The 14,948-nt window shown below is 41.3% G+C and carries 13 protein-coding genes; 1 reads left to right on the forward strand and 12 read right to left on the reverse strand.

Translation table 11 applies throughout. The features are described from left to right. Positions 1-77: 77 nt before the first annotated feature. Together bcd and J7E52_RS03920 are read right to left on the reverse strand one after the other, a co-directional pair. Positions 78-1,175: a branched-chain amino acid dehydrogenase gene (gene bcd, locus J7E52_RS03915; RefSeq protein ID WP_214743796.1), complete on the reverse strand. Its 1,098-nt coding sequence runs from the start codon at positions 1,173-1,175 to the stop codon at positions 78-80. A 368-nt stretch (positions 1,176-1,543) separates the two neighbouring features. Further along, on the reverse strand, positions 1,544-3,601 hold the full coding sequence (locus J7E52_RS03920; protein ID WP_214743797.1) for a sigma-54 interaction domain-containing protein: 2,058 nt from the start codon (positions 3,599-3,601) through the stop codon (positions 1,544-1,546). A 208-nt stretch (positions 3,602-3,809) separates the two neighbouring features. Here J7E52_RS03920 and J7E52_RS03925 point away from each other — a divergent pair, with 208 nt between their 5' ends. Next, a complete protein-coding gene (locus J7E52_RS03925; protein ID WP_101222519.1) occupies positions 3,810-4,046 on the forward strand; it encodes a DUF2627 domain-containing protein in 237 nt (78 codons plus the stop codon). A 41-nt stretch (positions 4,047-4,087) separates the two neighbouring features. Here J7E52_RS03925 and J7E52_RS03930 read toward each other — a convergent pair whose 3' ends face one another. The 10 genes from J7E52_RS03930 to J7E52_RS03975 all read right to left on the reverse strand — a co-directional run bounded on the left by J7E52_RS03930 (position 4,088) and on the right by J7E52_RS03975 (position 14,947). Beyond that, positions 4,088-4,822, reverse strand: a complete 735-nt coding sequence (locus J7E52_RS03930) for a glycerophosphodiester phosphodiesterase (protein ID WP_214743798.1) — start codon at positions 4,820-4,822, stop codon at positions 4,088-4,090. Positions 4,823-4,923: 101 nt separating this feature from the next. Further along, complete coding sequence (locus tag J7E52_RS03935) at positions 4,924-5,256, reverse strand: flagellar assembly protein A (RefSeq protein ID WP_214744110.1); 333 nt, start codon at positions 5,254-5,256, stop codon at positions 4,924-4,926. 159 nt (positions 5,257-5,415) lie between these two features. Then, complete coding sequence (locus J7E52_RS03940) at positions 5,416-5,652, reverse strand: hypothetical protein (protein WP_214743799.1); 237 nt, start codon at positions 5,650-5,652, stop codon at positions 5,416-5,418. A gap of 342 nt (positions 5,653-5,994) precedes the next feature. Continuing rightward, on the reverse strand, positions 5,995-6,786 hold the full coding sequence (gene spo0A / locus J7E52_RS03945; RefSeq protein ID WP_063233099.1) for a sporulation transcription factor Spo0A: 792 nt from the start codon (positions 6,784-6,786) through the stop codon (positions 5,995-5,997). Positions 6,787-7,116: 330 nt separating this feature from the next. After that, positions 7,117-8,409 carry a SpoIVB peptidase gene (gene spoIVB, locus J7E52_RS03950; RefSeq protein ID WP_214743800.1) on the reverse strand — a complete coding sequence of 431 codons (1,293 nt, stop codon included), beginning with the start codon at positions 8,407-8,409 and terminating at the stop codon, positions 7,117-7,119. Positions 8,410-8,569: 160 nt separating this feature from the next. After that, the gene (recN, locus tag J7E52_RS03955; RefSeq protein ID WP_214743801.1) at positions 8,570-10,285 is read right to left on the reverse strand and encodes a DNA repair protein RecN; all 1,716 of its coding nucleotides are present in this window, start codon (positions 10,283-10,285) and stop codon (positions 8,570-8,572) included. Positions 10,286-10,307: 22 nt separating this feature from the next. Continuing rightward, complete coding sequence (ahrC, locus tag J7E52_RS03960) at positions 10,308-10,757, reverse strand: transcriptional regulator AhrC/ArgR (protein WP_034308279.1); 450 nt, start codon at positions 10,755-10,757, stop codon at positions 10,308-10,310. Between the two features lie 323 nt (positions 10,758-11,080). Further along, positions 11,081-11,908, reverse strand: coding sequence for a TlyA family RNA methyltransferase (locus J7E52_RS03965; RefSeq protein ID WP_214743802.1), 828 nt, complete (start codon positions 11,906-11,908; stop codon positions 11,081-11,083). 4 nt (positions 11,909-11,912) lie between these two features. After that, the gene (gene dxs / locus J7E52_RS03970) at positions 11,913-13,805 is read right to left on the reverse strand and encodes a 1-deoxy-D-xylulose-5-phosphate synthase (RefSeq protein WP_214743803.1); all 1,893 of its coding nucleotides are present in this window, start codon (positions 13,803-13,805) and stop codon (positions 11,913-11,915) included. 248 nt (positions 13,806-14,053) lie between these two features. Further along, a complete protein-coding gene (locus J7E52_RS03975; RefSeq protein WP_214743804.1) occupies positions 14,054-14,947 on the reverse strand; it encodes a polyprenyl synthetase family protein in 894 nt (297 codons plus the stop codon). Position 14,948 lies beyond the last annotated feature (1 nt).

Consider the following 14,948-nt stretch of genomic DNA (forward strand, 5'->3'; position numbering starts at 1 on the left):
TTTATTACGTTATCCATGTTGAAAATTCCTGTGTTTAATTAAAAAAACACAGGAATCTATATCTTGTACAACAACATTCATTTTCTTCCATTCAAGATATGCTTTTCATTTTGCAGGAATTGGCTCCTTGAATTCCTCATGCGAGCAATTCGTTCCTCTGCCATCCTATCCGCCGCTTTATAAGTAGGAATTTGATCACGTTTTGCAATCTCGATGACTCTTTCAATTGTATCATAAACCGTTTCCACTTTCTTAAGGGCTCTTTCCCGATTATACCCTAAAAGCTCATCGGCCACGTTTATCACTCCACCTGCATTAATTACATAATCAGGAGCATATATAATACCTTTTTCATGAATTTGATCGCCATGAACAGGTTCCTTTAATTGATTATTGGCCGCACCTGCAATGACCTTCGCCTTGATTTGGTTGATTGTATGATCATTTATGACAGCCCCTAAAGCACAAGGTGCATAAATATCACAGTCGACTCCATAAATTTCATCAGGATCGACAGCAGTCGCCCCAAAGGATTCAACCGCACGGGCCACGCTTTCTTTATTGATATCCGTAACGATCAGCTTGGCGCCCTCCTCATGAAGGTGACGGCATAAGTTATAAGAAACATTCCCGACGCCTTGGACTGCAACTACCTTGCCTTCTAAAGAATCAGTTCCGAATGCTTCTTTTGCAGCAGCTTTCATACCGCGATATACTCCATAAGCAGTTACAGGGGAAGGGTTACCCGAAGAACCGAATGCAGGAGAAATCCCAGTGACAAAATCCGTCTCCTCATGAATGAGATCCATATCCTCAACCGTTGTACCTACGTCTTCAGCTGTAATATAACGCCCATTCAGCCCTTGGATATACCTTCCGAATGCACGGAACATTTCTTCATTTTTATCCTTACGCGGATCGCCGATGATGACGGTTTTTCCCCCTCCTAAATTCAAGCCGGCAGCTGCGTTCTTATATGTCATTCCTCTTGAAAGCCTTAAGGCATCTTCAATGGCTTCTTCTTCGGATGCATACGTCCACATCCTTGTGCCTCCAAGCGCAGGTCCTAATGTCGTATCATGAATGGCAATAATCGCTTTCAAACCCGATTGTTTATCCTGACAGAATAACAGTTGCTCGTAATCATATTTCTCAAGATATTTAAAAATTTCCATAAAGGAATCCTCCCTAGATGTTTTAATACATGTCAGATATGAGGAGACTAAATTACTCCTCATTCTTACTTGTTCCTACGTTCATTTTAAATAAAATCCGCTACTCACATGATATTTTCCCTATGGGGAATGGTTCCCTTGAAAAATCCATGCACCTTTAAATATGCAAATAACATGCCAATTAAATACATAATGAGAGCCTTTTTATCCAAAAAAAGGAGATGCTGGTTAATATGTTGGGCAACTATAGCCTATAACAAATTCAAAAAAATTTCATGTTGGAAGTGGAGTCTTGCTTAAATTAAAATAAATCAGAAAATTCTGCGCAGTTTTTTTCATACTGCGCAGTTGTTTGCATGCAAAATTTTTCACAGTTTTAGTTTTTCCATTTTATAATATAGATTTCTAACTGAAATTCCCAGCGCTTTTGCCGTAAGTGTTTTATTTCCCTTGTGGGTATGGAAGGCTTGCTTAATGATTTCGGCTTCATACTGGTCTATTATCTCCGATAGCGGTTTCCCCGATACGTAGCCAGAAGGCTTCATCAATAATTTCTCCTGTTTTAATGGAATCTCTTCGATAAAATCCGGAATATGATGTATATCAATGATCGTCTCGTTCAATTTCATGAAAATGATGGCCCGTCCTAAGATATTTTCTAGTTCCCTCACATTACCTGGCCAGTTGTAGATTTGCATCTTATGTATAGCTGCTGCTGTAATCCCCTCTATGCTCCGTCCATACTCCTGATTGATTTTATTTATCAAATGCTCCGCCAATTCTCTCAAATCTTCTTTTCGCTTTCTTAATGGGGCAATGAAAATAGGCATGCGGTTCAGCCTGAAATATAAATCTTCCCTGAATGTTCCTCTTGCGATTGCCTGTTCAAGATTTATATTCGTAGCGGCTATGACCCGGACATTGATGGGAATCGGCTTCGTCCCCCCCACTCTGATTATTTCCTTTTCTTGTAAAACCCGAAGTAATTTAGCTTGGATGTTGGCTGGTAATTCACCGATTTCGTCCAAAAAGATACTCCCTTGATTTGCCTCTTCAAAAAAACCGACCTTTCCGCCCCTGCTTGCCCCTGTAAAGGCTCCTTCATCATAACCGAACAATTCACTTTCAAGTAATGATTCCGAGATGGCCGCACAATTTACACGTACGAATTTATTGAATTTGCGATCGCTTGCATTATGAATGGCGTGTGCAAATAACTCTTTTCCAGTACCTGATTCCCCTCTTAATAAGACAGTGGCAGGTGTTCTTGCCGATAATTTCGCTTGTTCAATGGGAAGCTTCATCTCTTCGGAAGCCCCAATTATATCATCAAAGGAATATTTAGCCTGTAATGTCCGGATAATCTGTCTTGCCCGATTCAGTTCGTGGGTCAGGGCCTGAATTTCCGATACATCATGAATGACGCCAACGCTCCCTTTCAGGCACCCATCCACGATGATTGGAGCAACATTCACGATTACCTCCTTATGCTTTGGGCCGACACGCATATTGACGCCCCGAACAGGCTTTTTTGTCTGAAGCACTTTCATATGCATGCTTTCACCTTCGTAAATATCGATGGAAGCCGGCTTACCGATCACTTGGGTCTTTGTTAAGCCAGTGATTCTTGTATATGCCGGGTTGATCAAAAGCCCCCTGCCTTGATCATCCACAACAGATATGGCTTCATCACTGGATTGAATGATCGCCTGGAGCATCGTCTGTATCTCTTTTAAATCAGTGATCTGCTCCGCCAATTGTACAGCTTCCGTTTTATTCCTAAACACGGAAAAAGCCCCTATGATTTCCTTATCGGCATTCACCAGAGGTATCCTTGTCGTTATGAGTTCCATCCCATTACTAAGGGTGATTTCCTGATTTACTTCTTTTTGGTTCGTTTGCATCACTCGCAGCAATCCGGTTGATGGGATGAAATCTTTGATATGTATGCCAATTACATCCTCGCGCATTGTGTCAAATGCACGTTCGGCACTATCATTGAACATGATGATGAACCCTTCATGATCAATCACCACCATCCCTTCACTGGTCGTATTAAGGATCAAGTCCATTTTTGCCGAGGTATTCTCCAATTTACTTATTAAACGATTTTTCTCTTCAAACAACTTAGTCATAATGAGGGCGACACTTCCAGGAATGAGAATCGTTTGTTCGCCCATGTCCCTTTTTATCTTTTTATAGACAGACGGGTCCCCGGTCGTATCAAAAATGATGTCCAAATCCCGCTCCAATCCCATGCTCCAATTAGTCACTGTGGGAATCCTTCGTTCCTTTGCAGCAAGCATCCCTTCAGCGGATTCATTTGTATCAGCCATACAAACAATGGAGAATTCTTCACTTTCCGAAAGGAGTTTCAACACGGTTGTCCCTCCCACTCCTCCCCCTACTATCATGACCTTTTGCATGAGCCATCCCCCTTAAGATATATAAATTACCCCTTTTATTAGATCAATCTCTGCAATTTTTTTCATACTCCCCACCATTTTACCATATCGGCACCCTTAAAAAACAGCCGCCAACTCCCAGTCATTATCGGGATTCCCGAAACTTGACAAATAATTTATATCCTTTATCATTTTTTAAAGACGGAATTTTCGGAAGGGATTTGACCGCATGAAACGTTTAATCGCTTTTTTGATTCTTTTTATACCCGGCGCCTTTGCTGCCTATGGCATAAAAATAATGAGGGACATGGTGTTCGGTATTTTACAGCCCCCCTATCCAGTCCTTTGGCTGCAATTTTTAATAGGGCTGCTCATTACGATTGGCGGAATAGCCTTTATCGCGGGCTTCGTCCTTCATCGAGATCGAAAACAAAATAAGGTCCAAAGCAGGTTCAATAAATTTTAAACAAAAAGAAGGTGCCATGTAACATATGGCACCTTCTTTCTTTATCTTGATTTCAATCCTTCTCTGATACGTACGGCTGCCTCGGGATAATCGGTTATGATGCCGCTGCATCCCAATTTGAATAACCGCTTCATCTCGGCTTCTTTATTAATGGTATATGGCCGTACAGGAACACCCATACTTACCGATGCTTGAATGAGTGCATCAGGGACAGCCCGGATATTTGGATGGATTGCACTTCCGCCTATTGCCTTGGCATATATCCACGGCATGTATAGACCATCCCTATAAAGCGGTGCCGTTTCCAATTCAGGTGCCAATTGATGGCAATTGACCAAGCTGTAATGATTGAAAGAAGAAAGGATTATCCTTTCCTCCATTTCGTAAGTACGGATGAGCCGGATGACTTTCTCTTCTAAGCCTGGATACAGAAAAAGCGTATTTTTCAATTCAATGTTGCAAAAAAGCTGATTTTCGTCAAGCCATATAAATAGTTCTTCAAGCGTCGGAATCTTTTCTTTACCCAATTTACCCTTATGGCTTGAGGACGCATTAAGGGCTTTCAACTCCATCAAGGTCCTGTCTTTTACAAACCCCGAGGCATTTGTGGTCCGATCGAGCTTTTCATCGTGAATGATGACCACTTCTCCATCTTTCGAGAGCTGGACATCGGTTTCAATTCCGTCCGCCCCGACACGGGCAGCTTCTTTGAACGCCGACATCGTATTTTCCGGATGTGTTCCTGCTGAGCCCCGATGTGCAAAGATTAAGGTCATGATGAAACGCCGCCTCTCTCAATAATGGTTATATCCCAATGTTATGAACAGAAACAGAAAATTATTTTCATCCAGCTCAATACTTTAATCAAAATGATACTTTAATCAAAATGCAGCTGATTATTTGTTGCATAGAAGGTTCCTTTCGTCAAATCACTCAATTTCTTTTCCAAGCTTTTGATTTGCATTGATCGGTTTCTTATCCTTTCCTTCCTAGGCAAGGCTATTTCCCCTATAATTCGCCTCCCCATCTCACCAGATGAAGCCGGTATTTTTTCCCCCAGCCAATCTCCCCTTTTCACTTCTTCAAGAAAACTCATATCATAATAATCAGCTTTCCCGTCTTCACGGACCGCTGGTTTTCTGGCCGATCTTTTGAAATAGGTGACCACTGCATCTTTGGCATGTACTGGTTCTATTCCTTTAGCAATGATTGTTTGATTTTTGACTCAGCTCATTTTGCAATACATGCATTAAGATCCCTTCGCAAATACCTTCACTTTGTAGACTCTCTAAAAATATTCCCCATAATTACTGAATAGTTCTCATTCAGGTAGTTTTCTGAACAATTGAGCTTTACACTTGCGGACATTTTATCGGCCGCTATGTCCAATTCCGCGATTTGGTTTCTGTCTTCCCACTTGAATTCTTTCCCCGCTTGCCTCTGTCAGTGCATCCTTCAAGTCTTTGACGTTCTCCAGCATGATTTGCGGAAAATCCAATAGGATAGGATTCAATTGAAGAATGGAAAAGCCCTTATGAAAAACGGTGATAAAAACCATATCCCTACTCGCCTCCAATACAAAATGCTCATTTTTTTCATAAATCATTTACTCCCCTCCTTTTCGCATGATCATATATACCTATAATTATGATCTAGAAAAGGAGCTATTTAGCCGAACTTCATCTAAAATAATTCGTGCCTCATTTCAACCAAACAAAAACGCCTTTTATTTATGGGATTTCCTGCAAAATCCAATAAATAAAAGGCGTTTAATTTTTTTAACCGGCAGCGTAAAAAATTTGAAGTTGCCGATTAGAAAAAATCACGAAGCAACTTCTTCCTGTCCCTTACAGCCAGACGGAGAGTTCCTATTTATATTTAGCGGCTCTAGCCTTTATATGGTCAATTGTTACCCTGGCTCTTGACAACGGTGTTCCCCCTACCCTTATCATGAAGCTTTATGTTCGAGGCGCAGCTTATCGGCAACCATGGCAATGAATTCGGAATTTGTAGGTTTTGCCTTAGTCATGCTTACGGTATATCCGAAAAGAGATGAAATGGATTCTATATTGCCACGGCTCCAGGCCACTTCAATCGCATGCCTGATAGCACGTTCAACACGGCTGGCCGTAGTATTGTATTTTTTTGCGATATCCGGATATAAAACTTTGGTGATGGAACCCAATAGTTCAATGTCGTTATATACCATGGATATGGCTTCCCTTAAATACAAATAGCCCTTTATATGTGCAGGGACCCCAATCTCGTGAATGATGCTTGTGATGCTGGCATCGAGGTTCTTCGGCTTGGATTCATTTTGGGGACGATAGCTAAACTGGCTATGATTTTTTAAAACTGCCTGCCCTTTACTGCTTACCTGACGTATGTGATTGGCCAGATTTTCCATGTCAAATGGTTTCAGGATAAAGTAAGACGCACCCAAATCAACAGCTTTTTTCGTTACATCTTCTTGACCAAAGGCAGTAAGCATAATCACATTAGGCATGGCACCACGTTTTACTTCACGAAGTTTTTCAAGCACACCTAACCCATCTAAATGAGGCATGATAATATCGAGGATCAATATATCCGGATCAACGCTTTCAAGCATACCCAGGCAATCTTGACCGTTATGTGCCACCCCAATTACTTCCATGTCTTCCTGTGCAGAAATGTATTCTTCCAGAAGGCCAACAAGTTCTCTATTATCATCTACAACGCACACCTTAATTTTTTTCACGCTTGATTTCCTCCTCAACTACAATTGGTCTTTTTTTCTATATGACTAAATTCTATTGTAATTGAACTTTTCGACAATGGAAACTAAATTCCTTTTATTTTTGAAAAAATATAAGGAATTCAATATTATTCTCCGGATATCTCTTGTTTTCGACTTCGTTTGCTATTCGAATAAAGCGATTGTCGAAAAATCTTCATATCGTTATCATTTTATCACATCGTTTCAAAAAAACCTCTATTTTTTGAAGAAATCAAATTTAATTCCTACCCAAAACATATGCTAATCATAACTTTCCATTAAAAAGGGGCATCCAAAAGGATACCCGGATTCTTAGCTTGCCTTTTCATAATTATCTTTGTCGTATATATTTATACCGGCTTCGTTTAACATCCATTCGATATGAACTCCATACCCACTTGTAGGATCATTAACGAATACATGGGTGACTGCACCGATTAATTTCCCATTTTGTATGATAGGACTGCCGCTCATACCTTGAACGATCCCACCCGTTTTTTGAAGCAATTCCTTATCTGTCACTTTTAAGACCATTCCCTTAATTGCAGGGAACTTCTGTGGTATGGAACTGACGATTTCGACATCGAATTCCTCCACTTCAGAACCATCCACCACTGTAAGGATTTTTGCTGGCCCTTCCTTTACCTCATGGGAAAGGGTGATGGGGAGTGGCTTATCGTTAATTCCATTTTTAAAATCTTGATTTAATTTCCCAAAAATTCCAAAGGGACTATTGCGATTGATATTTCCTATTTTTTCTTTATTGGCAGAAAAGCGTGCCAATTTTTCTCCCGGATCACCATTGCTTCCCTTTTCGATGGATGTGACCGTCGATTGAACAATCTGTCCGTCCTTGACAACAATCGGCTTTTTTGTATCCATATCGGATATGACATGTCCCAACGCCCCATATTTTTTCGAATCCGGGTGATAAAACGTCATCGTTCCGATGCCAGCTGCCGAATCACGGATATACAAACCCAATTTGTAAGTTCCTTCATTCTTATCTTTTAGAGGTAATAGGGTACTATGAAGCACTTCATTATCACGGTTAATGACAAGATTCAACGCCTCACCCTTTTCGCCTGCCTGTTGAACAAAAGGGGTTACATCCCCCATCTTCTTTATCGTCTGACCATTGATTTCTGTAATAATATCACCGATTTCAATTTTTGCTTTTTCTCCCGGTGATTTTTTCCCCTGCGCAGTATCAATAAGATGATGACCTACTACGAGAACCCCAAGAGTATTAAGCTTAACTCCAATGGATTGGCCTCCAGGCATGACTTTAAAGTCTTTTAACACCCTGATGTCGACCTTTTTGGCAGGTAAGCCTGCTACATCGAGTAACACTTCATTCGTACCTGGTTTCTCAGCACCAAGCGTAATCGAAGCTTGTTCATCATGAAGCGAAATTCCATCACTGGATCCCGAAGTTTTTGCAGAAACAGGCAATGATTTGGAAATACTATATTGACTTCCTTCAAATAGTACAAGATGATTTGGAATTAAAAAATATTCACGAGATGGCTGGTATAACCCTAATGTTAATAGCGAAACAAGGAGAATTCCACCGATGATCCTGTTTATCCATATAAATTTCAATCCATTCACTCTCCTCGCTCTCTGAAACTTTATGGCTACACCTTTAATTTAGCCCTCATGACAGTCATTTATAACAGGTGCAAAAAATAAAAGCTATCCGTTTTTGGATAGCTTTACAATGAATGCTTATGATACTTTTAATAATCTTCTTTCCGGCCCTTCAAGATGTAATCTTCATCCTTTTGGCCAGCTGGATTAATTCATTGGCATGCTGCTTCGTCAAATCCGTTATCTCGACTCCTGAAATCATCCTGCCAATTTCTTTTACTTTTTCAGTTTCAATTAGCGGCTTGACCGAGGTATTCGTCCGTCCTGCCCTTACATTTTTCGCTATGAAAAGGTGAGTATCCGCCATAGCTGCCACTTGTGGCAAGTGGGATATGCACAGTACTTGTGATCCAGTTGCCACTTTATAGATCTTTTCGGCAATGGATTGTGCAACCCGTCCGCTCACACCTGTGTCCACTTCATCAAATATAATGGACGTTATGCCTTGGTGTTTGGAGAAAATGCTTTTCAGAGCCAGCATGATCCTCGACAGTTCTCCACCAGATGCGATTTTAGAAAGAGGTTTTAACGGTTCACCTGGATTGGTGGAAATATAAAATTCCATTGAATCCAGTCCTGACTGATTAATTCCCCTATCTGACAATTCATCGAAAGTAAAGGCCGTTTGAAGGAAATGTGGTTCGAAAATTGTCTTTTCCATGTATAAATCTTTTAATTCCTGATGGATTTTTTTGGTTAACTGCTGAGCGAATTTCTGGCGAAGTTCAGAAAGATTCTTTGCTTCGACAATTAAATCTGCTTTGATGGATTTCATTTCCTTTTCAAGCTTCGCTATATGGGTTTCCCTATTTTGCAGTTTTTCGACTTCTTCTTCTATAGCGGCTCCATATTCCAGGATTTCCTCGATGGTCCGCCCGTATTTACGCTTTAATTGATTTATTTCATTAAGGCGGCTTTCAATGAATTCCACACGTTCTGTATCATAATCCAAAGAATCTAATTGGTCTCGGATGTTTGACACGGCCTCTTCAAGCAGGAAGTAGCTATTTGAAACGGTTTCAGCGCTATTCTTTAAACCCTCATCAAGCCCTGCAGCTTCCTCCAAATTATTCATGGCTACGGAAAGCCAATCAATTGCATGCTGCTCACCATTTAAAGCATTATAACTGGTTTGAAGCGCTTCATGGATTTTTTCGAAATTATTAATTTTCTTTCGCTCTTCCATCAATTCTTCATCTTCGCGTAACTTCAAATCAGCTTTTTGGATTTCATCGAATTGAAATTGGATCAAATCAAGGCGGTGGACCATTTGCTGTTCATTTTGGCTCAAGCCATTCAATTGTTTAGAAGCGGTTTCATAACGTTTATATAGATTTTGGTATTCAGTGAGTGCAGATGCGATTTTTTCACCGCCGAATTGATCGAGCAGCGGAAGATGGAGTCGTTCATCCATTAATTCCTGATGTTCATGCTGACCATGAATATCAATCAATGTCCGTCCTATCTCACGTAAAGTGGAAATCGTTACAAGCTTTCCATTTACTCTGCAAACGCTTTTGCCGCTTTGTGAGATGTCCCTTCGAAGTATCGCCATCCCATCATTCATATCCAGGCCAAACTCTTCCGCTTTGGCAAAGACCGGGTGTTTTTCATCTTCAATCTGGAATAATCCTTCTATTTCGGCCTTAGACTCACCATGCCGAATGAACTCTGCAGAACCACGTCCCCCAACCAAAAGATGAACGGCATCTATTATGATTGACTTCCCTGCCCCTGTTTCTCCTGTCAAGACCGTCAAGCCTTTCTCAAATGAAACGGACAGGCTGTCTATGATCGCAAAATTCCTAATCGATAGTTCTGTTAACAAACTAGGTCACCTCACAACATTATTAGAGCATGTCCAAGAATTTGCCGGAAATGATCTTTGCATCTTCCTCAGAACGGCAGATAATCAAACAAGTATCGTCGCCGCCGATCGTCCCGAGTATTTCTTGCCAATTTAAATTATCGATCAATGCACAGATTGCCTGGGCATTACCCGGGAGCATCTTCATAACCAGTAAATTGTTGGCGGAGTCAATGCGTACAAATGCATCGACAAGGATTCTCTTTAATTTTTGAAGTGGATTGAAGCGTTGGTCGGCCGGCAGACTGTATTTATACCTTCCATCCGTTAAAGGAACCTTTACAAGGTGAAGCTCTTTAATATCCCTTGAAACAGTGGCTTGGGTTACATTGTATCCAGCTAATTTCAATTCTTCAACTAACTCATCCTGGGTTTCGATATCATTATTCGTTATAATGTCCCTTATTTTTATATGTCGTTGTCCTTTATTCATAAGTAGAAGCACCTCTTCTCAACTGTTGCTCATTTAATTGTATCACTTTCATTTTCTTACTTAAGCAAGCTGCCCCAATATGGGATTGCTTCGTTATCATCAGTACGTGCAAATAGGCCGCTTTGGAAAGTGGCTAATATTAATGTTATCGGATTTTTATGCAATTGTACAACTTTTTCTCTAAAAATGAATACAAGTCCATTTTTTGCACGTACCCATTTTTTGTATCCACCCATAAATGATTCAGTGCATGACGCACAATGTATAGTTAAAAAGCTCCTTTAGCCAACCATTCAGCCAAAGGAGCCCATACAAAGTTTTAACTATTCTTTTTTAAATTGGGCATGGGCCTCTCCAACGATGTCATCGACCGTTTTCGAAAGCAATAGCGCTCCATCTTCCTTCGTCCCTTGCCAGTGTAAATGAAGTAAGAATTCAATATTTCCATCTCCGCCGGTAATCGGTGAGAAGGAGGCATCCTTAATATCGTAGCCTTCCTTTATGGAAAAAGAAATGATCTTATCCAACACTTGTTTATGGATTTTGGGATCACGAACAATCCCCTTTTTACCCACTTGATCCTTCCCAGCTTCGAATTGCGGTTTAACCAAGGCAACGACATCACTATTCGGGACGAGCAAGGTCTTTAGCACCGGTAAAATTAATGTAAGCGAGATGAAAGAAACATCAATGCTTGCAAAGTTTGGCATCTCTCCATCGAGATCGGCGGGTGTAACATAACGGAAATTGGTCCGTTCCATTACTTTAACCCGCTCATCCTGCCTAAGCTTCCAGGCAAGTTGATTATAGCCCACATCAAGCGCATAAGACATTATGGCGCCATTTTGCAATGCACAATCCGTGAACCCACCAGTTGATGAACCGATATCAAGCAGTATTTTTCCATTCACTTGTAAATCGAATTCCCTTAATGCCTTCTCAAGTTTAAGACCGCCTCTTGAAACGTAAGGCATGACTTTTCCTTTGATCGTAAATTCGAGATCGACCGGCACTTTTTCCCCCGGTTTTTCGTACCTCTCTTCATTCGCGTAGACAAGTCCTGCCATAACCATACGCTTCGCTTTTTCACGTGTATCGGCCAAGCCTTGTTCTACAAGTAATACATCTACTCTTTCTTTCATCACTTTCATATTGTCAGGCCCTTTTTTCTTTTTTGGGTGTTATCATTTTAATCTTTTTGATGGCTGTCTCAGTCGTTAAACCGATTTCTTCAAGAAGTTCATCGACACTGCCATGTTCAATGAAATAATCAGGTATTCCCATTCGATCTATAATTGCCCCATAAAACCCTTGATCATGGGCATATTCAAGAACAGAACTACCAAAACCACCTTGAAGAACCGCTTCTTCTATTGTCAAGATAGGCATTTTTTCACCAAGGAGACTGCTTAGCATATTCTCATCCAAAGGCTTAATGAACCGGGCATTGATCACCTTGACTGAATAATCCTCTTTCTCCAGCCGTTCTGCCGCTTCGAGAGCCATGGGAATCGTTGTACCGAACGTTAAGATGGCAGCATCCGTTCCTTCTTTAAGAACTTCCCACGAACCGATTGGAATTTGCTGTAATTCGGTATCCATCGCAACTCCCCAACCGTTCCCACGAGGGAAACGCATAGCAATCGGACCATCATTATAGTTTAAGGCCGTATTGACCATATGCTGACCTTCGTTTTCATCTTTCGGCATCATCAACACCATATTTGGAACGTGGCGTAAGAAAGCAATATCGAAAACGCCTTGATGCGTTTCACCATCGGAACCAACCAATCCGGCACGATCGATCCCTATGAATACGTTCAAATTCTGACGGCAGATATCATGCACAACCTGGTCATAAGCCCTTTGCAGGAAGGTTGAATATATAGCCAGGAAAGGTTTCATTTTTTGCGTTGCCAATCCGGCTGCAAAAGTTGCAGCATGCTGCTCGGCAATCCCTACATCATAGAAACGCTCTGGGAACTCTTGAGAAAAGCCCACCAATTTCGAACCTACGGGCATTGCAGGTGTAATTGCGACAATCCGCTCATCGTCACGGGCTAGCCTGCTGACAGTATCGCTTACAAGAGCGCTCCAAGCAGGACCTTTACTAGGGGATTTCACAAAATCGCCTGTCTCGATTTTGTATGGGCCTGTCCCATGCCAGTTTCCTGTTGTATCCAACTCGGCAGGTGAATAGCCCTTGCCTTTTTTCGTGATGACATGCAGCAGTACAGGTCCCTTCGTTTTCTTGGCATATCTTAAATTCTCCAGCAATTCTTCATAATTATGACCATCCACTGGTCCAAGGTATGTGAAACCGAGCTCCTCGAAAAAGATTCCTGAGACCAATAAGTACTTCATGCTATCCTTCAGGCGTTCAGCTGTAGCTGCAAGTTTACCACCGACTGCAGGGATTTTTTTCAAAAGCAGCTCCAATTCATCTTTTGCCCAGTTATATTTACCCGCTGTACGCAATCTTCCCAATATCGTGTGTAAAGCACCTACGTTAGGGGCTATGGACATTTCATTATCATTCAGGATAACGATCATGTCCTTTTTTTCATCACCGATATGATTCAACGCTTCAAGCGCCATTCCGCCCGTTAGGGCACCGTCACCGATTACAGGCAAAATAAAACTGTTTTCACCTTTGATATCACGGGCAGCAGCCATTCCCATGGCAGCTGAGAGGGAAGTCGAACTGTGACCGGTTTCCCAAACATCATGGGGACTTTCAATCATTTTAGGAAATCCGCAAAGACCTTTGTATTTCTTTAAGGTGTCGAACTCCCCTGCTCTGCCAGTCAGGATCTTATGGACATAGGATTGATGTCCGACATCCCATAAAATTTTATCATTCGGACTGTCGAATTCCTTATGCAAGGCTATAGTCAACTCGACGACACCTAAATTGGGACCAATATGCCCACCGGTCACCGATAATTTTTCCACAAGGAATTTACGTACTTCCACACTTAGCTCGACAAGTTCTTCATTATTCATCTTCTTCAAAAAAGAAGGGTCTTTTATAGATAGAAGATCCAAACAGGACCACTCACTTTCTGTCATTTTCGGTTGTAAGTATAAACAAAGCCTCATGAAAGAGGACTATGGGGGACTTGACCGAAAAATTGGTTTTAAGTTAAAAAATAGCCGCCAACACCCAGGTGATTTCGGCGGCTTAATATACCTATTTTATCACGTATCTCAATTAAAAAATTCATTTTGATTTTCACATATTTTTGCACAATGAGTATACCATAAAACCTCAATTGATAACAAATTTAGCTCAATCAATGGTTACGGTTCGCTATTAAATCGGTTAGTTCATTCAACAAACCCGTTTGTAAGGTTGTTTTTCCTAAAGCGGCATGGGCAAGTTCTATATGATGTTCCAGCTTTTCCTTTGCCCCTTGAAGAGTAAGTAATGATGGATATGTGCTTTTATGATTCCCTACATCACTGCCAACCGGCTTGCCGATCAACTCGACTGACCCTTCAATATCCAGAATATCATCCCGAATTTGAAAAGCAAGCCCCAGGTGGTATGCAAAGTCACGTAAATGCAGTTGCTGTTCTTCATTCGCTCCGGCTAATATAGCACCGGAAAGGATGCTTGCAGTCAATAACTTCCCTGTTTTATGTTCATGGATATACTCCAATTCCTGAAGGGTCAGCTGTTTATTTTCACCTTCCATATCGGCAACTTGACCTCCAACCATTCCTTCAGCTCCGGCAGACTTCGCAATTTCACTTACAAGGTTCAGCTTCATTTCAGCCGTCACCTCGGAATCGGTCATATCCGTCACCAATTGAAAGCTATATGTAAGAAGCGCATCACCTGCCAGTATTGCTACAGCTTCACCGAACACTTTATGGTTCGTCGGTTTTCCGCGGCGGAGATCATCATCATCCATCGCCGGAAGATCATCATGAATCAGAGAATATGTATGTATCATTTCAATGGCAGCCGCTGCAGGAATACCGATCCTCAAGCTTTTTCCAAATGCCTCCAGAACCGCAAAGACCAATAACGGGCGAATCCGTTTACCCCCTGCCTCCAGTGAATAGATCATGGCTTCTTTGACCACTGCCGGGGCTTTAAGTTTATTGACATATTCCACGATTTCCCGTTCTATAACCGCTTTATATTCTTTAGAAAACATTTCAAAGGATGCCGTACCCATG

The sequence above is a fragment of the Bacillus sp. ISL-34 genome, from assembly GCF_018613325.1.
Taxonomy (GTDB): domain Bacteria; phylum Bacillota; class Bacilli; order Bacillales; family DSM-1321; genus Peribacillus.